This is a genomic window from uncultured Ruminococcus sp., assembly GCF_934476685.1.
GTDB lineage: Bacteria > Bacillota > Clostridia > Oscillospirales > Ruminococcaceae > Hominimerdicola.
The window spans coordinates 25,187-47,410 of sequence record NZ_CAKSNX010000004.1 but is presented as its reverse complement, the minus strand read 5'-3'; the positions used below and the strand labels follow the sequence as shown (position 1 = coordinate 47,410).

Here is a 22,224-nt window from a genome sequence, read left to right as displayed (position 1 = left end):
TCTACAATAAAATAATATAATAAATTGCTTAAAAACAGGGCAACAAAATCCTTAAGAATTTCTTAATACTACACATTATAACACATTGCAAATAAATTTACAAGGTTTCTTCAACAGTAAAAAAGCTCCGTCAGCTAATGTGACAGAGCTTAATATTATTTATTCAGCAATAAATTTGTGATATGACTCATTGAACTGAGCAAGCTCAGAATCAATGGTAGATTTATAAGTTTCTCTGAGTTTCGACCAGGTATACTGCTTACCGCTGTCATCAGACTTCATAACGGAAGAGTACATGAATGGGATTATAGCTTCTTTTGAAGGATTTGTCGCAGCGTCATCGTCAGAAAGAGCAGTAGAAATTCCGTAGCCAGGATCATTCAATTTAATAAAATGATCTGAGATAACCTCTTCATATACTATCTGATACATTTCATCTGTAAAGTACGGCTTATTCTCAAAAAATTTTTTCTTTCCTATCTCCTTGTACTCAGGATCGTCCTGTGCAAGCTTTGAGCATTCATTCCAAACTCTATATGCCTTGGCTTTTTCAGAACCACGAACCCACATATATGCATTTATAGAAACGGTAGTATACTGCTCATCTACATTAGGATCTTTCGGCATAGGTACAATACCCCAGTTATCACCTTCCTTTGGTGTTACTGCCCAATCACCCATAGCATAGAAAAGTATTTTCTTTTTAAATGCTTCGGTGGCTGAACCTACCCAGTCTGAATAGTAATAACCCTTTTTCTGTATATCGTACAGCAGGTTCGCTGCACGCTCAAGGTCAGGATCAAACAAATTAGCTGTATACTCATCATTCTCAGCGTCATAGTTTATAAGAGTTTTACCTGTGGACTGGAAAATGAATGGAGCAAACCAACCATTTATTCCATACCTTTCTTCATCAGCAGGTGCGCCTTCACAGTATTCTTCCATAAGGTCATACCATGAATTCCAATCCCACTCCCCTGCCATATAGAGATCATACGGATCATCAAAACCTTCTGCCTCAATAACAGTTTTATTATATGTCATTACAGATAAGGCGCCATATGCTATCGGCAGTACATAATGCTTTCCGCCGAGAGTAAAATCATCTGCTGTTGCTTTAACATCTGCCCACAGCGGATCATCAAGGTCGATCGCATCTTCAATAGGCTGGAACATTTCTTTTACACAGTTAGCAGGGAAAGTCATTTTCTGCTCATAAGCAAACATATCAGGCGGATCGTCAGCCATAAGTCTTGCTGCAAGGTCATCATATTTCTTCATTGAGCTGGTCTGTGCATAAATGATTTTGCCGCCCTTGTTTTCAAAAAGTGCAAGGCTCGTACTTCTTTCAGGCTGACTTCTGGTAGGATTTAGGTCATAATATGAGAACCATTCAAGTTCGCCCTCTTCACCGTTCAGTTCTTCTACCGAATTATATGCAGAGTTTTTATCACTATCTGCACTGCTGTCTATTACTTCTATCTTCTCTGAATATGAACTGGTCTGTGCAGATGAATCATTTGATTTTCCACAGCTGACTGCCGAAAAAGCCAGAACCAAAGCCGCAGTAAGCGCTGTATATTTCTTTATATTCATATATATCCTCCATACAAAAATATGGCAGATGAGTACACCTGCCATATTTAAAATTCAGATTATTTACCGATAAACTTATGATATGCTTCGTTAAATGTCTTAAGCTCTGATTCAACAGTTGTTGAATATGCTTCACGGAGCTGAGTCCATGTATACTGAGCGCCGTTTTCATCTTCCTTCATTACTGAAGTATAGAGGTAAGGTATAACTGCTTCCTTGGTATCATTTGTTGCAGCGTCATCATCGGAAAGTGTTGTAGAGATACCATAACCAGGGTCGATAAGCTGAGTATACTTGTCAGAAGTTACTTCATTATAAGCCATATCATACATTTCTTCTGTCCAATAAGGGTTATTCTCAAAGAACTTATCCTTTTCTGTCTGTATATACTCATCCTGAACATTAACTATTCTCGCACATTCAGACCAGCATCTCATAGCGTCTTTCTTTTCAGAACCCTTTACCCACATATATGCGTTTATCTCAACAGTTGTATAAAGACCGTCTGCGTTAGGATCCTTTGGAATAGGAACTACGCCCCAGTTATCACCCTCCTTAGGAGTATGTGATTCGATAGAAGCCCATGGTCCCATAGCGTAGAAAAGAATATTCTTCTTAAAAGCATCTCTTGACTGACCGACCCAATCAGGGTAATACATATTGTTCTTTTTGATGTTATAAAGAAGATCTGCTGCACGGGTAAAATCTGCATCATTAAGGTTTGATACATATTCATCCTTTTCAGCGTCATACTGAATAAGAGTTTTTCCGGTAGACTGGAATATGAATGGTGCAAACCAACCGTTTACGCCGTATCTCTCCTCGTCTGCAGATGCACCCTTACAGTACTCGTCCATCATATCATACCATGTATCCCAATCCCAGTCGCCGTCCATATAGAGATCATATGGATCCTCAAGACCTGCTGCGCTTATCATATCCTTATCGTATGTAAGAACTGAATTTGATACGAACTTTACAGGTGCAACATAGTGATTGCCGTTAAGAGTGAACTGGTCAGCGGTATTCTTTACACCGCTCCAGAGTGGTGTATCAAAATCAATGATATCATCAATAGGCTGGAACATTTCCTTTATGCAGTTAGCAGGGAAAGTCATCTTCTGCTCATACCAGAACATATCAGGTGGATCATTAGCCATAAGTCTTGCTGCAAGCTGTTCATACTTCTCTACGGAAGATACCTGCTCATACTTGATAGAACCGCCCTTGCCTTCAAAAAGTGTAAGGTCTGTTCTCTTCTCAGGAGCTTTTCTCGTAGGATTGATATCAAAATAAGAAAGCCACTTGAGCTCTCCGTCAGCACCGTCAGGTATCGGCTCGATATTCTGAACAATACCGCTAATATCATCTGTATCTGCAACATTTACCTTATCAACATACGAACTAGATTCATTCTTGCTGTCAGAGCCTGAGTTTCCGCAGGATGCAATGCCTAAAACAGAAACTAAAGCAACAGCTCCAGAAAATATGCGTTTCCAATTTTTCATCTGTATTTTCCTCCAATATAAAAAATGAAAAAATATTTCTTTAATTTTGATTATATCATTTCATGTAATCGTTGTCAATAACAAATAACCCACTAAAAATTATTTAACATTATATTTGTAAGATTAGTCAAAAACGCAATTTCAAATTTATTGATTTAGACAATAACAGCTCCCAATTGAGATATCAAAAGGGAGCTGTATAAAAATTATAAATACGCAAAGATCAAAGCTTGCTTATTCTTTTTGCTCTTGAATACTTCAAACTGTATCGTTTTGTATCCTTTACGATTATTCCACTCAGAGCCAATATAGCCACAAGGTTAGGAAGTGCCATCATACCATTGAAGATATCTGCTATTGTCCAAACCGCCTCAACTGTAAGGTAAGGTCCGATGAAAACTGCAAGAATATACAGATAACGATAAGTTTTAACGGCTTTCATATTTCCGTTAGAAAGATATTCAAGACATCTTTCGCCATAATAATTCCAGCCAAGGATAGTAGTGAATGCAAAGAAAACAAGGCATACCATCAAAACAAATGACGGAACAGAGTCAGGCAGGAAGCTGAAACCGTTCTGGAAGGCATGGATAGTAACATCTACACCCTCATAATACTTATCTGTTGCAGGGTTTATAGCCTGATAGCTGCCCATCATTACAATGGAAAGCCCTGTCATTGTACATACGATGATCGTGTCAATAAATGTTCCGCACATTGAAACAAGTCCCTGGCGAACAGGCTCTTTTGTCTGCGCAGCAGCTGCTGCGATAGGTGCAGAACCAAGTCCTGCCTCATTTGAGAATATACCTCTTGCAACACCGTTCCTCATTGCGACAAACAGCATAGGAAGTGTTCCGCCTGTTACAGCCTTAAAGCTAAAAGCATCTTTGAATATGCACTCCAATGCAGCAGGAAGCTTTTCAACATTGATGATTATAAGGGTAAGACACGCAACTATGTAGATAACAGCCATAAAAGGAACGATTATCTGTGATACACCTGAAATTCTTTTTATTCCGCCGATAATTACAAGGGCAGCAAATATCGTTACAATTATTCCAGAAATAACAATAGCCCAGCTGTAATCTCTGCCGAAGATCTGAACGGTATTTTCAAGGTTAGGATCGAAGAAAGTCTGCACTGCTGATGAGATACCATTTATCTGCGAAAAAGTACCTATACCAAAAATTCCGACGCAAGCACCGAAGAATGCAAAAACTTTAGCCAGCCATTTCCACTTTTTGCCCATACCATATTCGATATAGTAAAATGGTCCGCCAAGAACGTGACCGTCGCTGTCGATCTTACGAAACTTTATGGCAAGAAAACCTTCTGCATACTTAGTAGCCATTCCGAACAAGGCAGCTGCCCACATCCAGAACAATGCTCCAGGGCCTCCGGCGAGAATTCCGATAGCTGTTGCTACTCCTACGATATTACCCGTTCCGATAGTAGCAGACAAGGCTGTACACAATGCCGCAAAGCTTGATATCTCGCCCTTGCTTCTTCCGCCCTCATTTTTAAACATAAATTTGAGTGCTTTCGGAAGATGCACTATCTGGAGAAATCCAAGTCTGATGGTAAGGTATATGCCAACAGCCATTATAAGCACGATCAGCGGTATTCCCCACACAGCATTATCGATAGTTTTTAGTATTTGTGTGAATTTATCCATTCCTTTCAATATCCTTTCGTTATTTTTATTAAAATAAAAAGCTGCACAATATTTAAGGAATTGTGCAGCTTAAATGGTTTTTATTGCACCAGCAAACTCAATCTCCGGTAGACTGTCTTAATATTATCTTATGTTCGACAGTATAATACTTATTATCCTTAACAGATGAATTCATATTTTCTATAAGCTTTGCAATGACCAGTTCTCCCATTTTCGCACAAGGCTGCTCAACAGTTGAAACAGTAGGTATCATCATTTCACACATCGAAATGTTATCAAAGCCCATTATCGCAATATCCTTACCTGCTTTTACACCCATTTCAGAAGCTTTATGTATTGCTGAAATTGCAAGCAGGTCAGAAACAGCAAATATTGCGGTAGGTTTCTTGTCAAGTTTATAAAAGCTTTCAAAAGCCCTTGCACCGCAGTCGTAATCATAGGTTTCCTTATAGACAAAATCTTCTCTGTATTCAATACCTGCATCTGCAAGCGCACGCTTATATCCATTTTCTCTTGCAACAGACGAAACACCCTCAGAATTAGTACCTATGAAAGCGATATCCTTATGTCCTTTCTTGATAAGAGCATTTACAGCGTCATAAGCCGCACATTCATCATTTACCGCAACAGTAAGAACATCTGCTCCCACAACACCTTCACAGCAAAGAGCAACATTATAGTTCTTTGAAAGATTGTTGAGAGCCTCTGCATCAAACTGCGTACCTAACAAGACTACTCCGTCTACGGTCTTGTTGAACAGCATATTCATCTGTCTGATCTCAGCAGCGGAAGTTCCGTAAGAAACCGCTGTTATTATATCATATCCGACTTTACTTGCATATGACTGCATACCCATAACTATTTTGGAATACAGCGAATGCTCAGACGTTGGCATAATACACAATATTACATTTGTTTCACACTTTCTCAGGTTACGTCCCAGAAAATTAGGTGAATAATTAAGTCTTTCGATAGTTTCATTAACTTTCTTTGCAGAGTCCTCAGAAACATTGCAGCTGCCGTTAAGCACTCTTGAAACGGTTGCAACAGATACCCCTGCTTCTCTTGCGACATCCTTGATCGTTGTACTCATATTCTGATATTTCCTCTCTTGTGCAAAGTCAATATTATAATATTATCACATATTTATTATTAATTATATCACATTATTTACTTTTGTCCAATATGTATAACAAACAAATTTACTAAATATTTTTTGGCAACATTGCATTGTAAAAACAAATTCATATTTTACAATAACGGCTGTTTCTCTTGAAAATTTATTTGTTTTATGATATACTGTCATTGAGGAGTTGATTTTGATGCTGCATGGCTATTTTGATGTGCCTACGTTTACATTTTTTGATGAAAAGAACGTGTGGAGCGGAAGTTTATATACAAATTTCAATTACAGGATAGTGCCGATAAAGCGAAAAGCTGACGATGAGAAGAAAAGCGAGCTTTATGTATCTGTATGGTATGGTACAAAATGCATAGATAAAGTCGAGAAACTCATTGCTGAATTTCATGAGGATTTTTCACCTGAGGGACTTGAAAACTGTCATAAAGATCTGACTGAGGAATTTGAGAAATTCAAAAGCATAAGAAAATCTATCGGTTATTGATAACATAATAACAGCCTGTCGTTTCAAGCGGCAGGCTGTTCGTTTATTCAGATTACTTTGTCATTTCAGAAGCAAGCTCTTCAAGAGCCTTTTCTGACTGTTCATTAAGTGATGATTTTATAGTTACTATCGGTTCTGCAAGAGTAATATTCTTGTATCCCTCGACATATGTTTTCATAACTCTTGCAGCAGTAGGCGCCCATGAGCCATTTTCAACTATACCGATCTTTCTGTTCTGATAATTTTTCATTTTAAGGTGCATAAGGAAATCTTCCATTACAGGGAAAACACCTGCATCATATGATGGTGCCATAAGTATCATTCTATCATACTTAAAAGCATCCTCGATACATTCTGCCATATCTGATCTTGAAAGATCTGCCGATGAAACCTTTTCCGCACCATTCTTTTTAAGCATATCCACAAGCTTTTCAGCTGCCTTTGCGGTATTTCCATGGATAGACGCATATGCAACGAATATGCCCTTACATTCAGGCTCATAGCTTGACCATGTGTTGTAAAGTCCGATATAGTATCCGAGGTTTTCTTTAAGGATAGGTCCGTGAAGTGGCAGTATCATATCAATATCAAGAGCTGCCGCCTTTTTCAGGAGAGCCTGAACCTGTGCGCCATATTTTCCAACGATATTAAAGTAATATCTTCTTGCCTCGCAAGCCCAGTCTTCATCTGTATCAAGAGTGCCGAATTTACCAAATCCGTCTGCTGAGAAGAGAACCTTTTCACTCTGCTCATAAGTTACCATAACTTCAGGCCAGTGTACCATTGGTGCCATAACGAAAGTGAGTGTATGGCTGCCCAGTGAAAGAGTATCTCCTTCCTTTACTGTAACTGCCTTTTCATCAAGTCCGTCAATGGTAAAAAACTGTTTCATAATATTAAATGTCTTGACATTTCCAACAATTTTCATATCCGGATACTTCTCTGCAAGTCTTGCAATATTTCCAGCATGGTCAGGTTCCATATGCTGAACTACGAGATAATCAACTGTTCTGCCGTTAAGTGCTGCTTCAAGATTAGCAAACCACTTATCAGTAGCTCGATTGTCGACAGTATCCATAACGCATACTTTTTCATCAATGATAACATACGAATTGTATGATATTCCATTAGGAACTACATACTGACTCTCAAAAAGATCTATATCTTTATCATCTACACCAATATAAATAATGCTGTCTGAAATTTTAACATCTGCCATAATCATACCTCCACAAATATAAACATGATATACCATTAAATATACCAAATCAGTACAATTACATTGTATCACACGCTTTTAGTATTGTCAATAGATTTGCTAAAAAATCACTATATGCGGCCGCAAATTTTAAAGCTGAATTTTCAATCAACGCCATTTATCATACAGCCTATTGCTATTTATAAAAAAATGTGATATAATAAGTAAGAATATATGGATACAGCAGCTTTGTATGCTGTAAAATAATCTTTAATGAAAGGATTGGTGAAAGTTGTGGATATCATTAAGGGCGATATACTTGTAATGAAGAAAAAGCACCCCTGCGGCGGCACTAAGATGCTTGTGCTGAGATCCGGCATGGATTTCAAACTGCACTGTACCGTATGCGGACGTGAATTTATGATTCCCCGCAGCAAAGCCGAAAAGAATGTAAAAAGTGTTATCAGAGAAGCTGAAACATAGCTGCACTTCAAGACATCTTAAAATAAACTAGACATTAATAATATCAAGGAGTAAATAACTATGTTTGAAAAGCTGAAAACACTTGAAGATAAATTTAACGAGATCAATGAAAGACTTATGCAGCCTGAGGTCGTAAACGATAATAAACAATATACCGAGCTTATGAAAGAATACAAAACTCTTGAACCGATAGTTGAAAAGCTTGGTGAATACAAAAAGGCAAAAGATGCTTTTGATGAAGCGGTAGAGCTTACTGAGGCAGGCGGACTTGACAAGGATTTCAAGGAAATGGTACAGGCTCAGTACGAAGAGTCTAAAGAAGATATGGCAAAACTTGAAGAAGAGCTTAAATTGCTGCTTCTGCCTAAAGATCCTAATGACGACAGAAACGTTATTATCGAGATAAGAGGCGGTGCAGGCGGAGAAGAAGCTGCTTTATTCGCAAATTCACTGTTCAGAATGTATTCAATGTATGCTGCACAGAAAAAGTGGAGTATTGAAGTAATGAATGCTAATGAAACTGAGCTTGGAGGTTACAAGGAAATAACTTTCAGCGTTTCAGGTGAGGGCGCATATTCACGTTTCAAATATGAAAGCGGTGTTCACAGAGTACAGAGAGTTCCTGAAACAGAATCACAGGGCAGAGTGCATACTTCTACTGTTACAGTAGCTGTGCTGCCTGAGGCTGACGAAGTTGAACTTGATCTGAACGAAGAAAAGGATCTTAAAATAGATGTTTTTCGTTCGTCAGGTGCCGGCGGACAGCATATCAATAAAACATCTTCTGCAATAAGAATAACACATATCCCTACGGGAATGGTCGTAGAATGTCAGGACGAACGTTCGCAGTTTAAAAACAAAGACAAGGCTTTAAAGGTACTGCGCTCAAGACTTCTTGACCAGAAGCAGCAGGCACAGAATGATGAGATCGCTGCTAACAGACGTTCACAGGTAGGTACAGGAGATCGTTCTGAAAGAATAAGAACTTATAACTATCCGGAAGGAAGAATATCAGATCACAGGATCGGTCTTACAATATACAGACTTGAACAGGTGCTTAACGGAAACCTTGACGAAGTGATAGATGCACTCGCAACAGCAGATCAGGCTGCAAAGCTTGCTAAACAGGAAGAAGAATAGTAATGTTTGATACAAAAATACTGGATAACAGCGACCGTTCTATTGAACTTGCAGCAGAATTGCTGAAAAGCGGTGAAGTGGTCGGCATACCTACTGAAACGGTATATGGACTTGGTGCTGATGCTTCGAATGAGGACGCTGTAAAAAAGATATTTGAAGCAAAGGGCAGACCTGCGGATAATCCGCTTATAGTTCATATCTCTGAGTTTTCACAGATTGAAGAACTTGTAACAGAGATACCAAGACTTGCAATAAACTGTGCTGAGAAATTCTGGCCTGGACCGCTGACTATGATAATGCCAAAGTCCGACAGAGTGCCAATGATAACCAGCGGCGGACTTGACACGGTGGGTATAAGAATGCCTTCCAATGAAACTGCGAGAAAGATAATTTCAGCCTGTGGATTTCCTATTGCTGCGCCGTCGGCTAATCTTTCGGGCAGCCCATCGCCAACATCTGCACAGCACGTTTACAACGATATGCAAAACAGAATACCTGCTATCGTAGACGCAGGACATTGCGGCATTGGCGTAGAATCAACAGTTATATGCTTTGAGGGCAGGGACAGCATACGTCTGCTTCGTCCCGGATTTATTTCAGTAGATGATTTAAAGGAAATAACGGAAAATGTTATTATCGATAAGGGTGTAACTGAGATAGTTGCAGCAGATGCAAAAGTTGCCTCACCTGGAATGAAATACAAGCACTATGCACCAAAAGCGGAAATTACCATTCTCGAAGGAACACTTGATGCATATCGTGAATATGTAAAAGAAAACAGTGATAATGACACTACCCTGCTGGTGTTTGATAAAAATGATGCTGACGGTCTTGGTTTACCGTATGTTGTTTATGGCAGCACAGATGAAGAGCAGGCAAGAAATCTTTTTGGCTCACTCAGAGAACTTGACAGACTCAATGCAGTAAAGGTTTTCGCAAGATGTCCTTCCAAAAACGGAGTCGGTCTTGCGGTATACAACAGACTTATTCGTGCAGCTGCATTCAGAGTGATAAGATTATGAGTATAGTAGTAGGTCTTACAGGTCAAAGCGGTGCAGGAAAAACTATGGTATCACAAGCATTTCAAAGCAACGGATTTGCTGTTATAAACTGCGATGAAGTTACGAGGAAAGTCCAGCAGGACGGAAGCGAATGTAATCATGCACTTGCGGAAATTTTTCCTGAATGTTTTGATAAAGCTTTTAAGCTTGACAGGCAAAAGCTTGCAAGGTCCGTATTTTCCGACAAGCATAAGCTTGAAACGCTTAACAATATCATTTACCCATACATCACAGATGAGATCTTTTTTCAGATAAATAAACTGTCAAAAGAGTGTCAATATATTTTACTTGACGCACCTACTTTATTTGAAGCAGGTGCTGATAAGCTGTGTAATGTTATAGTTGCTGTGGCAGCTGATGAAAATATTCGTCTTCAACGCATACTCAAACGTGACGGAATATCTGAAGAGCAGATAAAAAACAGGTTTAATTCTCAGCACAGCTGTGAATACTTTAAAGAACACTGTGACTATGTTATTTACAATAATTCTTCCGCAGAAGCTGCTTTGCTTGAAACGGAAAGGATAATTAAGATCATAAAGGAAAATTAAATGGCTAATTCCAACGCAAGAAAACCAACTAAACGAAAAAAGAAAAAGAAGCTTAACGCAGGCGCTGTATTTCTGGCTGCTTTAGTTCTTATTCTTCTGATATTTGTAGCCGGTTCTGTATTCAAAAAAAATCTTCTCAACGGTCTTGATGAACTTAAAAATAAAGTCGATGACTATACGCCTAATGGTTTTACATACCCTACTGAATACGAAGAGTATGTTGTAAAATACAGCAATGAATACGACGTTGACCCTACGCTGGTTTTTTCTGTGATAAAAGTTGAAAGCAATTTTGACCCTAACGCAGAATCATCAGTAGGAGCAAGAGGGCTTATGCAGCTTATGAGCGACGCTTATGATTGGATAAAATTCCGACTTAATGATGAGCGTGACCATAGCTATGATGATATGTATGATCCGGAACTTAATATAGAGTATGGAACTTATTATTTAAGCTATCTTATGGATAAATATGACGGCTCAATAGAACTTACAGCCGCTGCATACCATTGCGGAATGGGACTTGTTGACGGTTGGCTTGAAGACGGCACGATAAGTGCTGAAAATTTTGACGTTAATGATATTCCTGACGAAAATGACCAGACTGCACACTATGTAAATAAAATCAAGAAAGCATATTCGGGATATAAAGATGTTCTGAGCAGCAGAAACAGTTCAGATCTGTATAACGATAATAATTGATTTTTAGCAGCGATCTGCTTTAACAGCAAATCGTCTGCTTATATATTTTATTCTGACAGGAGGAACATAAAATGGATAAAAACAATGAGAAAACAGCCGGAGAGCTTTTAGCTGACAAGCTGCTCTCCAATAAGAAAAACGGTATTCTCCGCATTTCCGATAATGAGCTTGATAAGGCTGACGCTTTCTGCGAAGGCTACAAGACATTTCTTGATAACGCCAAGACAGAGCGTGAGGCTGCCGCACAGACAGTAATCCTTGCTGAAAAAGCGGGCTTTAAGCCATATGAGGCTGGCAAAAAATATGCCGCAGGCGAAAAGATCTATTTTGTAAATCGTGAAAAGGCAGTTATACTTACTGTTATGGGTAAAAGATCACTTGAAGATGGTGTAAGACTGGCAGCAGCACACATTGACTCTCCAAGACTTGACCTTAAACAAAATCCGCTTTATGAAGACAAGGAACTTTGCCTGTTCAAAACACATTACTACGGCGGTATAAAGAAGTATCAGTGGACAACTGTTCCTATGTCACTTCATGGAGTTGTTGTAAAAGGCAACGGCGAAAAAGTTACAGTAAGAATTGGTGAAGATCAGGGCGATCCTGTTTTCTGCGTTACAGATATACTTCCTCACCTTGCAGATTCTCAGATGAAAAGACCTGCTCCGCAGATCATAAAGGGTGAAGAGCTTAATCTGCTTATTGGTTCAAGACCTTTTAAAGACGATAAGGTATCAAACAAGGTCAAGCTTAATATCATGTCGCTGCTCTTTGACAAGTACGGCATTGTTGAAGATGATTTTGTTTCTGCTGAACTTGAAGCTGTTCCTGCATTTAAAGCAAGTGATGTTGGTTTTGACAGAAGTATGGTAGGCGCATATGGTCAGGACGACAGAGTTTGCGCTTATACAGCATTACAGGCTATTCTTGATTGCAATGATCCTGATTACACCTGCATGACGGTTCTTACAGATAAAGAAGAAACAGGCAGTGACGGAAATACCGGTCTTAACAGCTCTTATCTGCCATACTTTATTGCTGACCTTGCTAAGCCGTATGGTATTGACGGTAGAACAGTTATCTCAGCTTCTGAGTGTCTTTCTGCTGATGTAAATGCCGCTGTTGACCCTACTTTCATTGAACCATTCGAGATTAGAAATGCTTCTCAGATCAACTATGGTGTTGTTGCAACAAAGTTTACAGGTTCAAGAGGTAAATCCGGAACATCTGACGCATCTGCTGAATTTGTTGGCAGAATAAGAAATCTTTTTGACGCTCACGATGTTATATGGCAGACAGGCGAACTCGGAAAGGTTGACGGCGGCGGTGGCGGAACTGTCGCTCAGTATATCGCTAACCTCAATTTCGACGTAATAGATGTTGGCGTACCTGTGCTTTCAATGCACGCTCCTTTTGAAGTAACTTCTAAACTTGACACCTATATGGCATATAAGGCTTTCTCTGTATTCTTTGCAGACTAAATTTAATACAAACCACTTTCCTGCTGTGCAGTTAATTCTGTACAGCAGGATTTTTTTTATTTTAAAAGATACAAGTCCCAGACTGCGACATTATTTTTTCTTGCCAACAGATATAATAGAAACATAGGAGGTGGACTGATGAAGATATATATTGATATATTAATAATCTCAAACTGCATTATGACATTGGTTTACCTCAGAACTTTACAGCGTATCACCCACAGAAGTATTTCAAACGCAGGATTTACAGTATCATCATTGATCGGCGGTCTGTTTTCGCTTGTTATAATTATGGACGGTTCAACATATATTTCTGCTGTGATAATAACGATCATAAAATGGATCGGGATTATTTTAACTCTTTTGACGGCTGTACGCTTTAACAAGGCGACTGAATTTTTCAGAACATTGTTCATTTACTTAGCAATAAGGATCGCATACACAGGTATGATCTTTATATACTGGCAGATATCAGACAGCAAAATCATATATGTAAAAAATTACACTACATATTTTGATATCTCACTTTTCAAGCTTATAGCTGCCGTTATATCCGCATATCTGCTTCTTACGTTATACGAATATATTGTAAGAAGATTTCATAACAGATCTGTATGCTATAAAGCAGTATATCAAAACGGAGATTATACAGTATGTTTGTCCGCTGTGGCAGATACAGGAAACAGACTATGCGACAGTTTTACAGGTGAACCTGTTGTATTGTTTTGCTGCAATGAAATGTATGACTATTATAACCTAGATGATATCAGCTTGTACCAGAATGTGGGTTTCAGATTTGTTCCTTACAACACTCTGAACGGCAGCGGACTTGCGGCTGTTACATCAAAAGGAAAAGTTACTATTATAGATGACATGGGAAATGAAACTGACATAAAATGCTGTGTGGGGATATTAAGATCAGATGATACAAGATCACGAGCCATCTTTGACCCGACACTTTTAAAATAAAACCAAAGGAGAGCAGAAATGGGTATATTAAAACAGATCAAAAGAGAGATCACATCTTTAATCACAAAAATTACAGGATCAAATGTTCAGGACTGTGTAGATTACATCAATGGTGCTGACTCACTCCCTCCCCCGCTGACAAAAGATGAAGAGGCAGAAACTTTTGAACTTTTAAAAACTGACGAAAAAAAAGCAAGAGAACTTTTAATAGTACACAATCTCAGATTGGTGGTATACATTGCTAAGAAATTTGAATCAACAGGGATAGGTATGGAAGATCTTATTTCTATAGGTTCTATCGGTCTTATAAAAGCGGTAAAGACATTTTGTCCCGAAAAAAATATAAAGCTTGCTACATATGCGTCAAGGTGCATTGAAAACGAGATACTTATGTTTCTCCGAAAATCTTCTCAGCACAGAAATGAAATATCTATTGACGAACCGCTTAACATCGACTGGGACGGAAATGAACTTCTGCTTTCAGATATTCTCGGCACAGATGATGACACGGTAAACAGAGGTATAGAAAATGAGGTGGAAAGACAGCTGCTGAAAAAAGAGATAGACAAGCTTGACGAACGAGAAAAACAGATAATGCAAATGCGTTTTGGTCTTGTAAACGGCAAGGAAATGACACAAAAGCAAGTAGCTGATACAGTAGGTATTTCACAATCATATATTTCTAGACTTGAAAAAAGAATAATAAAATCTATACGAAGCAATCTTGAAAAGATATGCTGACCAAAGCGGCTGTAAAATGCCGCTTTTTTTCATGCAAAATCAAACGAAATTATTGTATTTTTTAAGTATCTGTGCTATAATAATGTGTAAAGCTGTAGAGTACAGTATAAATTTGTATGAAAAGAGGGAAAATATGTCGCCTCAGAAATTTTATATTATTATACCAGCATATGAACCTGATGAAAAAATGCTTGGAATAATAGATGATATATCATCTCAGACCGATTATAAAATTGTCGTTATAAACGATGGCAGCGGAAAGGATAAAGATGAATTATTTGAAAAAGCCTCTGAAAAAGCTACTATTCTTAAACATGAAGTAAACAGAGGAAAAGGCGCAGGTATTAAAACAGCTCTGAAATTTATCGCTGATAGCAATGATGATAATATTGGGATAATTATAGTTGACGCTGACGGACAGCACAAAATACATGATATAAAACGCATTGCCGCAGCGTTAACGGAAAATCCGGACAAGCTTATTATGGGCTGCCGTAAATTCACAGGCAAGATACCTGCAAGGAGTAAATTCGGAAATAATGTTACTAAGCTTGTATTCGCTCTGGCAGCAGGTGTAAAGGTAAGTGACACGCAGACAGGACTCAGAGGATTCACAGATAAATTTATTCCTTTTATGCTTGGTATAAAGGGTGAACGATATGAATTTGAAATGAATATGCTTTTAGAGTGTGCAAGAGAACATATAGAATTTTTCGAAGTCCCGATAGAAACTGTTTACATAGGCAAAAACGAAACATCACATTTCAATCCTATAAAAGATTCATTCAGGATATATAAAGACATACTGAAATTCTCATGCTCGTCCCTCCTTAGTTTCCTTGTGGACTATACTTTTTACAGTGGTTTTATTATTTTAACAAACAGTGTTACAAAGTCAAATATCGGTGCAAGAATAATAAGTTCATGCTTTAATTTCACACTGAATAAAAAATTTGTATTTAAAAACAAAGGCAGTGTTGTAAAAACTGCGGGCAAATATTTTCTTGTTGCGGCCGGAATATTGACACTTAACACTGTACTGCTGAAGCTTTGTACATCATATCTGATAAAGAACAAGTTTATAGCCAAAATCATAATAGAAATTATCCTGTTTTTCTTTAACTGGGTAATTCAAAGATCTTTCGTTTTTGCAAAAGAAGAGAAAGGAATTGAATCTGCAAAATGAAAAACGCAAGCAAAAGCAGAAGAATGCCAGTATGGGCAATGATAATCACAGACACGATACTTATGGCGGCGGCTGTTGGAGTATTTATGCTTTTTGATTATGTTATGCCGCATTCGGGCAACACAAACGGAACAGTTGTTGCACAGGTTGACAGTCAGACGGAAAATACTTTTGAACTTCCGTCAGCAAGCAAAAATTCTGATACGGACAGCAGTTCTGATGATTCTGAAACATCATCTCAGGATAGCAGTTCAGTTGCAACATCTCAGCCGACAGTAACAACTACTGCACCTCAGACAGAAAAAAAGCCGAAAAGGACTACTGCTAACTGGTATGATAACACAGGCACAGACCAGTATGAATCCGATCAGAATGCAATAAGCAGTATTACAAACGCAAGTGTCACCTCTGAACAAATAGACAGCTATACGGGAGATGATGCTGAGATAACCATTTATAAAAAATCAGTCGGTGAAGGCAGCGAAAAGATAACATATTACGTTGCAGACGTTTATGTTACAAATGCCGGAGTTATAAAGACAGCGTTTGCTAATGATACTTACGGAAAAAATATCAAGTCAAATGTTAGTCAAATGGCTCGGACGCATGATGCAATATGGGCAATAAACGGAGATTTCTATGGAAATACCGAAGAAGGTATCGTTATACGCAACGGTGTAAAATACAGAGATAACCTTAATGATGCCGATGTATGCGTATTGTTCACTGACGGAACAGTAAAGACCTATTCTGCTGACGAATTCAACGCAGATACCGTTATAGCACTAGGCGCATGGCAGGCTTGGTGCTTTGGACCGCAGCTTTTAGACGGAAACGGAAATGTACTATCATCTTTTAATACAACGACTTATCTTAACAGCAGTAATCCACGTTCTGCAATAGGATACTGTGAACCTGGTCATTATATTTTCGTCACAGTAGACGGAAGAAATGAAGGATACTCCAAAGGAGCAACTTTGAGCGAACTGGCCGCCATAATGTCTGACGAAGGCTGCAAATATGCATATAACCTTGATGGCGGAAAATCAGCAATGATGTATTTTGACGGCGAAATTATCAACCAGCCTGACGGCGGCGGACGTGACATAAGCGATATTATTTACATTGGAGGGTAATTATGAAACGTATAAACAGGATACTTCCTCATATAACGATTATTCTTGCAGGAATGTTTATCGTATTCTGGATACTTGACATACTTAATCCTGTTATGAATTTTATTAATAGAAAAGCTTCTAACAAGCTCTTACTGATTTTTTGCATACTTGCTATCATAACTTCAATTATGAATGTATACTACGAAAGAAAATATGACTCTGTTAAAGCAGACAGCAATAACTGCAAAAAAGAAGATAAATATGAATGATACAATGGTCGCTCTGATATATTCGGAGCGACTTTTTATGTTAATGGCTTATTGACGTAACAGGATTTATGTTGTATAATAATATTATTGATTTGAAAGGATATGTATTTATGGCAAGAAATTTATCATACGCTCAGCTTGCTGAACGCAGTGTAATAAAAAAATACCGAAAAGATCTTTGGAACAAGTTTGTTATGGGTCTTAAAGATTATAGTCTTATTGAAGAAAACGACAAGATAGCTTTGGCATTGTCAGGCGGAAAAAGTTCATTGGTCATGGCGATCTGCATGAAACATTTGCAGCATTACTCCGCAGTAAAGTTTGACATTGAGTATATTTTTGCTGATACGGGATATTCAGAGGAAGAAAAAAGTAAGATACTTAACACATTTGCTAAACTTGATATCCCTGTAAAAACATTTTCAAAAAATATAGTGGAAAAAGCTCTGACTGCGGAAAATGTAATCAGCGAATATGAAAAACTTAGACTAACCGTGCTGTTAGATCAGGCGCAGGAACTTGGCTGTAATAAGCTTGCTTTGGCTGATAATTTTGATGATGTTATAGAATACAATTTTTCAAGTATGGTATATGATGCCAAAGTGGAAACTCCAATGCCGAAAATCACCTTTGATGAAAATAAAAATGTCAAGGTAATAAGACCTATGTATATGGTCAAAGAAGAATTTCTTGATGACTTTGTAAGATATAACTCACTTGAACTTACTCAGGGCATTTTCTGTGATACAGTTTTTTCTGACAACCGGCAGATAAAGCATTATCTTGAAAGGAAGAAAAACACCAAGGAGCTTATGACACGTTTCCGTCACACTAACTCTAATATTGAGAACAATATTTTTAAGAGCGTATATAATGTAAATCTTCGCACCATAATCGCATATTCGCAAAACGGCGAGCGTCATGAATTTCTTGACAGATACGACAGTTTTACAAATAAAATTTAAAGCATAATAGCTTAAGCACAGCTTTCTATTTCAGTGAGTAGAAAGCTGTGCTTTTTATATTATAGTGTTAATAGTTTTATATATATAATATTAATTTAATCATATATCTATCGTAAACGATTAACATTGTATTTTATTTTTGTCTTATTTATATATAATAACATTTTGTAGTATAAGATGAAAAATGCACATACATCAAGGTTATATTTCGTTATTTTCACCTATAAAAAATTCAGAAAATCTATTGACAATGATGATTTATGAGTATATAATTACCTAAGATCAAAAATGATGTTGCTTTCATATTTTTATATTGCAATTCAAAAATTAGTTAACGGCATCATTATCAATTATTGTAATTTTAGAAGTTATGAAGTTAAAAGGAGGTTGTTTATATGTTTCAGATAAAATGGCTGTGGCATAATCTGAAGGGTTACAGGAAAGTATACATAGCTGCGCTTATACTTTCACTGGCTTGTAATGTTCTGTATCTTACTACGCCTTATTTCAGTTCGCAGATAGTTGATCGTTACATAACCGGTGAAAATGCAGCAGAAAACCTTGCAAATGACAGACATGGTTTTATAATGCTGCTGATAGGAATGATCGTTTTTACATTGATCCGTACTGTCTGTCAGTATGGCTGTAATATGACCTACGAGATATCTTCTCAGGGAATGATAGTAAAGATAAGAAATCATTTGTTTAAGCGGGTTCAGACACAGGATATGGATTTCTATGATAAAAACCGAACAGGCGATCTTATGACACGTCTAACGGGTGATCTTGATATGGTTCGCCATGCCGTTTCATGGGTATTTAAAGGTATTGTAGAATCTTTTTCCCTTTTCACTGCATCAATGGTTTACTTCTTCATCATAAACTGGAAGATGGCTTTGCTGCTCTTCGCAGTCACACCTTTTATTTTTGCGGTCACAGTTGTTTTTAAAAGGGTTTCGGGTCCTGTATATGTGACGCAGCGTGAAAAGCTTGCAAAAATGAACACAGACGCACAGGAGAATATTTCAGGCAACAGAGTTGTAAAAGCCTTTGCAAGAGAAGAATATGAAAAGGAAAAATTCTTAAAATCAAGCGAAGACTTTTCAGAGGCAAACAAAAAGGCTTCCCTGCTCTGGCTTAAATTCTCACCTTATATGGAAAGCTTTGCAAACGTACTTTCTGTTATAATGCTTCTCGGCGGCGGAATTTTTCTTATCATAGGTTCTCTTACAATGGGACAATATATTGCTATTTCAGGACTTATATGGGCAATAGCTCAGCCTGTAAGAAACCTTGGTATTTATGTTAATGACTTGCAGCGTTTTATGGCATCGGCAATGAAAATAATTGAAATCTATTATGCTAAACCAAAGATCGTAGACAGATCTGACGCTGTACAGCACTCAGAAAGATTAAAAGGTGAAATAGAATTTAAAAACGTTTCATTTGCATACAATTCTAAAAAAGTGCTTGATGATATCTCTTTCAAGGTAAACGCAGGAGAAACGGTTGCTATCATGGGTGAAACAGGCTCAGGAAAAACTACGCTTATAAATCTTATTCCAAGATTTTATGACTGCAGTTCTGGTGAGGTACTTGTTGACGGCACAAATGTACATCTTTATAAACTTAAACAACTTCGTAGCAATATCGGAATGGCGGCGCAGGATGTTTTACTGTACTCAGATACCATTGACGGAAATATTGCATACGGCGATTCAGATATGTCTGAAGAAGATGTAAAGAAATATGCGGAGCTTGCGGCGGCTGACAGTTTTATAACAAAGATGCCTGATGGATACGAAACCCTCATCGGCGAACGTGGTGTTGGACTTTCAGGCGGACAGAAACAGCGTATATCACTTGCACGAGCATTAGCAATAAAGCCGTCCGTACTTATACTTGATGATACAACTTCCGCAGTAGATATGGAAACCGAAGCACATATCCAAAAAAGCCTTGAAAATCTAGATTTCAGTTGCACTAAAATTATAATTGCTCAAAGAATTTCATCTGCAAAGAATGCTGATAAGATAATAATTCTTGAAAACGGAAAGATAAAAGAAATGGGTACGCATGACGAACTTCTGGCACAAAAGGGCTACTATTACGAAGTTTATATGCTCCAGAACGAAGGATTTGAAAAGGGGGCGGTTTAAATGGCAAGAAACAGATATGATGTTGACGAAGTGCTTGAAACGCCTTTTGACTTTCGTCATTTAAAACGTTCTTTTAAATATATGAAAAAGTACAAGGATAAAATGATACTTGCACTTGTACTCAGCGTATTTGCTGCAATCTCAGGTCTTTTAGGTCCGCTGATAACACAATATGCTCTCGACCATACAATACCTCAGAAAAATATTGGTCAGCTTGTATTGCTATCATTGCTGCTGGCAGCTACGCTTGCGATATCTATTGCGTTCTCCAACATACGCTCAAGAATAATGACCGTAGTTGGACAGGATATTATTTTTGACATCAGAACTGATCTGTTTGCACATTTGCAAAAACTGCCTTTTCAGTATTATGATGACCGTCCGCACGGAAAGATACTTATAAGGGTCGTAAACTACGTCAACTCAGTTTCTGATATGCTTTCAAATGGCGTCATTAACGTTATACTTGAATCTTTGAATATGCTTTTCATACTGATATTTATGCTCTTTGTAAATGTAAAGCTTACTCTAGTTGTATTATCAGGTGTACCGCTGTTTGCTGCTGTAATTATGCTTATAAAGAAAAAACAGCGTAAATCATGGCAGGATGTTTCAAATAAGAGTTCCAACCTGAATGCTTATCTTCAGGAAAACATCACCGGTGCAAGAATAACTCAGGCTTTTACTAGAGAAGAAGAAAATCAGGAAATATTTGAAAGGCTTTCCGACCGTCACAGAAAAAGCTGGATGAAAGCTGTGACCTATTCAAACCTTGTATGGCCGAGCGTAGACAATATATCGACACTTGTAAGAGCGGCACTTTTTGCAATAGGTCTTTTGGTAATGTCACCTGCCAGTATATCTTTAGGTACTATTGCCGCAATGACCAGCTATGCATCTAGTTTCTGGCAGCCAATACTTAATCTTTCAAACCTTTTCAATAACTTTATAAATAATATTGCATATCTTGAAAGAATTTTTGAAACTCTTGATGAACCTGTAACTGTTGATGATAAAGACGGCGCATCAGATATCAAGGAGATCGTCGGAAATATTAAATTTGATAATGTTACTTTTGCTTATGAAGAAGGTAAAAATGTTCTTGAAAATCTTTCGTTTGATGTTAAGGCTGGTGAAAGTATAGCACTTGTCGGACCTACCGGTGCCGGAAAATCTACAATAGTTTCTCTTATATCGAGATTTTATAATGTTCAAAAAGGAAAGATAACTATTGACGGACAGGACATAAGCGAAGTCACTTTACATTCACTGCGCTCGCAAATGGGTATAATGTTACAGGACAGCTTTATTTTCAGCGGAACGATCTATGACAATGTTAGATACGGACGTCTTGACGCTACGGAAGATGAAATTGTACAAGCCTGCAAAACTGTATGTGCAGATGAGTTTATCAGTGAAATGCCATATGGTTATAAAACCGAGGTAAATGAACGTGGCTCAAAGCTGTCGGGCGGACAAAAACAGCTCATTGCTTTTGCAAGAACGCTGCTTTGTGACCCTAAAATATTAGTGCTTGACGAAGCAACATCTTCCATTGACGCACGAACTGAACGTCTGCTGCAGCAGGGACTTCAGAGATTGCTTGAGGGCAGAACATCATTTATCATAGCTCATCGTCTTTCAACTATAAAGAACTGCGACAGAATAATGTATATCAACAATAAAGGCATTACAGAATGTGGTTCCCACGATGAACTTATGGCTAAAAAGGGTGACTACTACCACCTGTACACATCACAGCATATATAAAAACAACGCACACTGGTCTGGTAT

At 37.9% G+C, this 22,224-nt stretch carries 20 protein-coding genes; 15 read left to right on the top strand and 5 right to left on the bottom strand.

The features are described 5' to 3' along the window. Nucleotides 1-159: 159 nt before the first annotated feature. The 4 genes from Q0E19_RS05785 to Q0E19_RS05770 form a co-directional block, all read right to left on the bottom strand. Nucleotides 160-1,596, bottom strand: a complete 1,437-nt coding sequence (locus Q0E19_RS05785) for an extracellular solute-binding protein (RefSeq protein WP_294408137.1) — start codon at nucleotides 1,594-1,596, stop codon at nucleotides 160-162. Nucleotides 1,597-1,655: 59 nt separating this feature from the next. Next, nucleotides 1,656-3,104, bottom strand: a complete 1,449-nt coding sequence (locus Q0E19_RS05780) for an extracellular solute-binding protein (RefSeq protein ID WP_294408136.1) — start codon at nucleotides 3,102-3,104, stop codon at nucleotides 1,656-1,658. Nucleotides 3,105-3,327: 223 nt separating this feature from the next. Further along, nucleotides 3,328-4,782 carry a sodium:alanine symporter family protein gene (locus Q0E19_RS05775; RefSeq protein WP_294408134.1) on the bottom strand — a complete coding sequence of 485 codons (1,455 nt, stop codon included), beginning with the start codon at nucleotides 4,780-4,782 and terminating at the stop codon, nucleotides 3,328-3,330. Between the two features lie 97 nt (nucleotides 4,783-4,879). Next, nucleotides 4,880-5,875, bottom strand: coding sequence for a LacI family DNA-binding transcriptional regulator (locus tag Q0E19_RS05770; RefSeq protein WP_294408133.1), 996 nt, complete (start codon nucleotides 5,873-5,875; stop codon nucleotides 4,880-4,882). A 229-nt stretch (nucleotides 5,876-6,104) separates the two neighbouring features. On the opposite strand from Q0E19_RS05770, the gene Q0E19_RS05765 reads away from it, so the two are divergent. Beyond that, complete coding sequence (locus Q0E19_RS05765; RefSeq protein WP_294408131.1) at nucleotides 6,105-6,407, top strand: hypothetical protein; 303 nt, start codon at nucleotides 6,105-6,107, stop codon at nucleotides 6,405-6,407. A gap of 52 nt (nucleotides 6,408-6,459) precedes the next feature. Here Q0E19_RS05765 and Q0E19_RS05760 read toward each other — a convergent pair whose 3' ends face one another. Continuing rightward, on the bottom strand, nucleotides 6,460-7,626 hold the full coding sequence (locus Q0E19_RS05760) for an FprA family A-type flavoprotein (protein ID WP_294408130.1): 1,167 nt from the start codon (nucleotides 7,624-7,626) through the stop codon (nucleotides 6,460-6,462). 273 nt (nucleotides 7,627-7,899) lie between these two features. Between Q0E19_RS05760 and Q0E19_RS05755 the strand changes: the two genes are divergently transcribed. The 14 genes from Q0E19_RS05755 to Q0E19_RS05690 all read left to right on the top strand — a co-directional run bounded on the left by Q0E19_RS05755 (nucleotide 7,900) and on the right by Q0E19_RS05690 (nucleotide 22,200). Next, nucleotides 7,900-8,088 carry a DUF951 domain-containing protein gene (locus tag Q0E19_RS05755; protein WP_294408129.1) on the top strand — a complete coding sequence of 63 codons (189 nt, stop codon included), beginning with the start codon at nucleotides 7,900-7,902 and terminating at the stop codon, nucleotides 8,086-8,088. Nucleotides 8,089-8,148: 60 nt separating this feature from the next. Beyond that, entirely contained in the window at nucleotides 8,149-9,228 is a 1,080-nt protein-coding gene (prfA, locus tag Q0E19_RS05750; protein ID WP_294408128.1) for a peptide chain release factor 1, read from the top strand. Between the two features lie 2 nt (nucleotides 9,229-9,230). Further along, nucleotides 9,231-10,250, top strand: coding sequence for an L-threonylcarbamoyladenylate synthase (locus Q0E19_RS05745; RefSeq protein WP_294408127.1), 1,020 nt, complete (start codon nucleotides 9,231-9,233; stop codon nucleotides 10,248-10,250). After that, a complete protein-coding gene (gene coaE / locus Q0E19_RS05740) occupies nucleotides 10,247-10,840 on the top strand; it encodes a dephospho-CoA kinase (RefSeq protein ID WP_294408126.1) in 594 nt (197 codons plus the stop codon). The genes Q0E19_RS05745 and coaE overlap by 4 nt, the downstream gene beginning before the upstream one ends. Further along, the gene (locus Q0E19_RS05735) at nucleotides 10,841-11,542 is read left to right on the top strand and encodes a lytic transglycosylase domain-containing protein (RefSeq protein WP_294408124.1); all 702 of its coding nucleotides are present in this window, start codon (nucleotides 10,841-10,843) and stop codon (nucleotides 11,540-11,542) included. Nucleotides 11,543-11,613: 71 nt separating this feature from the next. After that, nucleotides 11,614-13,023: an aminopeptidase gene (locus Q0E19_RS05730; protein ID WP_294408123.1), complete on the top strand. Its 1,410-nt coding sequence runs from the start codon at nucleotides 11,614-11,616 to the stop codon at nucleotides 13,021-13,023. Nucleotides 13,024-13,161: 138 nt separating this feature from the next. After that, on the top strand, nucleotides 13,162-13,992 hold the full coding sequence (locus Q0E19_RS05725) for a sigma-E processing peptidase SpoIIGA (RefSeq protein ID WP_294408121.1): 831 nt from the start codon (nucleotides 13,162-13,164) through the stop codon (nucleotides 13,990-13,992). 18 nt (nucleotides 13,993-14,010) lie between these two features. Beyond that, nucleotides 14,011-14,733: an RNA polymerase sporulation sigma factor SigE gene (gene sigE / locus Q0E19_RS05720; RefSeq protein WP_294408120.1), complete on the top strand. Its 723-nt coding sequence runs from the start codon at nucleotides 14,011-14,013 to the stop codon at nucleotides 14,731-14,733. 133 nt (nucleotides 14,734-14,866) lie between these two features. After that, nucleotides 14,867-15,919 carry a bifunctional glycosyltransferase family 2/GtrA family protein gene (locus Q0E19_RS05715; protein WP_294408118.1) on the top strand — a complete coding sequence of 351 codons (1,053 nt, stop codon included), beginning with the start codon at nucleotides 14,867-14,869 and terminating at the stop codon, nucleotides 15,917-15,919. Further along, the gene (locus Q0E19_RS05710; RefSeq protein WP_294408116.1) at nucleotides 15,916-17,055 is read left to right on the top strand and encodes a phosphodiester glycosidase family protein; all 1,140 of its coding nucleotides are present in this window, start codon (nucleotides 15,916-15,918) and stop codon (nucleotides 17,053-17,055) included. Before Q0E19_RS05715 ends, Q0E19_RS05710 begins: the two co-directional genes overlap by 4 nt. 2 nt (nucleotides 17,056-17,057) lie before the next feature. Then, nucleotides 17,058-17,306 (top strand): hypothetical protein, encoded by a 249-nt coding sequence (locus Q0E19_RS05705; RefSeq protein WP_294408115.1) that lies wholly within the window; start codon nucleotides 17,058-17,060, stop codon nucleotides 17,304-17,306. 110 nt (nucleotides 17,307-17,416) lie between these two features. After that, nucleotides 17,417-18,271, top strand: coding sequence for an ATP-binding protein (locus Q0E19_RS05700; RefSeq protein ID WP_294408114.1), 855 nt, complete (start codon nucleotides 17,417-17,419; stop codon nucleotides 18,269-18,271). Nucleotides 18,272-18,666: 395 nt separating this feature from the next. Continuing rightward, a complete protein-coding gene (locus Q0E19_RS05695; RefSeq protein WP_294408113.1) occupies nucleotides 18,667-20,430 on the top strand; it encodes an ABC transporter ATP-binding protein in 1,764 nt (587 codons plus the stop codon). Beyond that, a complete protein-coding gene (locus Q0E19_RS05690; protein ID WP_294408112.1) occupies nucleotides 20,431-22,200 on the top strand; it encodes an ABC transporter ATP-binding protein in 1,770 nt (589 codons plus the stop codon). Nucleotides 22,201-22,224: the final 24 nt, after the last annotated feature.

What these genes read in the sequence shown, in the direction of transcription:
- Q0E19_RS05785 (WP_294408137.1), bottom strand. Translation starts at nt 1,596, where the DNA reads ATGAATATAAAGAAATATACAGCGCTTACTGCGGCTTTGGTTCTGGCT.
- Q0E19_RS05780 (WP_294408136.1), bottom strand. Translation starts at nt 3,104, where the DNA reads ATGAAAAATTGGAAACGCATATTTTCTGGAGCTGTTGCTTTAGTTTCT.
- Q0E19_RS05775 (WP_294408134.1), bottom strand. Translation starts at nt 4,782, where the DNA reads ATGGATAAATTCACACAAATACTAAAAACTATCGATAATGCTGTGTGG.
- Q0E19_RS05770 (WP_294408133.1), bottom strand. Translation starts at nt 5,875, where the DNA reads ATGAGTACAACGATCAAGGATGTCGCAAGAGAAGCAGGGGTATCTGTT.
- Q0E19_RS05765 (WP_294408131.1), top strand. Translation starts at nt 6,105, where the DNA reads ATGCTGCATGGCTATTTTGATGTGCCTACGTTTACATTTTTTGATGAA.
- Q0E19_RS05760 (WP_294408130.1), bottom strand. Translation starts at nt 7,626, where the DNA reads ATGGCAGATGTTAAAATTTCAGACAGCATTATTTATATTGGTGTAGAT.
- prfA (WP_294408128.1), top strand. Translation starts at nt 8,149, where the DNA reads ATGTTTGAAAAGCTGAAAACACTTGAAGATAAATTTAACGAGATCAAT.
- Q0E19_RS05745 (WP_294408127.1), top strand. Translation starts at nt 9,231, where the DNA reads ATGTTTGATACAAAAATACTGGATAACAGCGACCGTTCTATTGAACTT.
- coaE (WP_294408126.1), top strand. Translation starts at nt 10,247, where the DNA reads ATGAGTATAGTAGTAGGTCTTACAGGTCAAAGCGGTGCAGGAAAAACT.
- Q0E19_RS05735 (WP_294408124.1), top strand. Translation starts at nt 10,841, where the DNA reads ATGGCTAATTCCAACGCAAGAAAACCAACTAAACGAAAAAAGAAAAAG.
- Q0E19_RS05730 (WP_294408123.1), top strand. Translation starts at nt 11,614, where the DNA reads ATGGATAAAAACAATGAGAAAACAGCCGGAGAGCTTTTAGCTGACAAG.
- Q0E19_RS05725 (WP_294408121.1), top strand. Translation starts at nt 13,162, where the DNA reads ATGAAGATATATATTGATATATTAATAATCTCAAACTGCATTATGACA.
- sigE (WP_294408120.1), top strand. Translation starts at nt 14,011, where the DNA reads ATGGGTATATTAAAACAGATCAAAAGAGAGATCACATCTTTAATCACA.
- Q0E19_RS05715 (WP_294408118.1), top strand. Translation starts at nt 14,867, where the DNA reads ATGTCGCCTCAGAAATTTTATATTATTATACCAGCATATGAACCTGAT.
- Q0E19_RS05710 (WP_294408116.1), top strand. Translation starts at nt 15,916, where the DNA reads ATGAAAAACGCAAGCAAAAGCAGAAGAATGCCAGTATGGGCAATGATA.
- Q0E19_RS05705 (WP_294408115.1), top strand. Translation starts at nt 17,058, where the DNA reads ATGAAACGTATAAACAGGATACTTCCTCATATAACGATTATTCTTGCA.
- Q0E19_RS05700 (WP_294408114.1), top strand. Translation starts at nt 17,417, where the DNA reads ATGGCAAGAAATTTATCATACGCTCAGCTTGCTGAACGCAGTGTAATA.
- Q0E19_RS05695 (WP_294408113.1), top strand. Translation starts at nt 18,667, where the DNA reads ATGTTTCAGATAAAATGGCTGTGGCATAATCTGAAGGGTTACAGGAAA.
- Q0E19_RS05690 (WP_294408112.1), top strand. Translation starts at nt 20,431, where the DNA reads ATGGCAAGAAACAGATATGATGTTGACGAAGTGCTTGAAACGCCTTTT.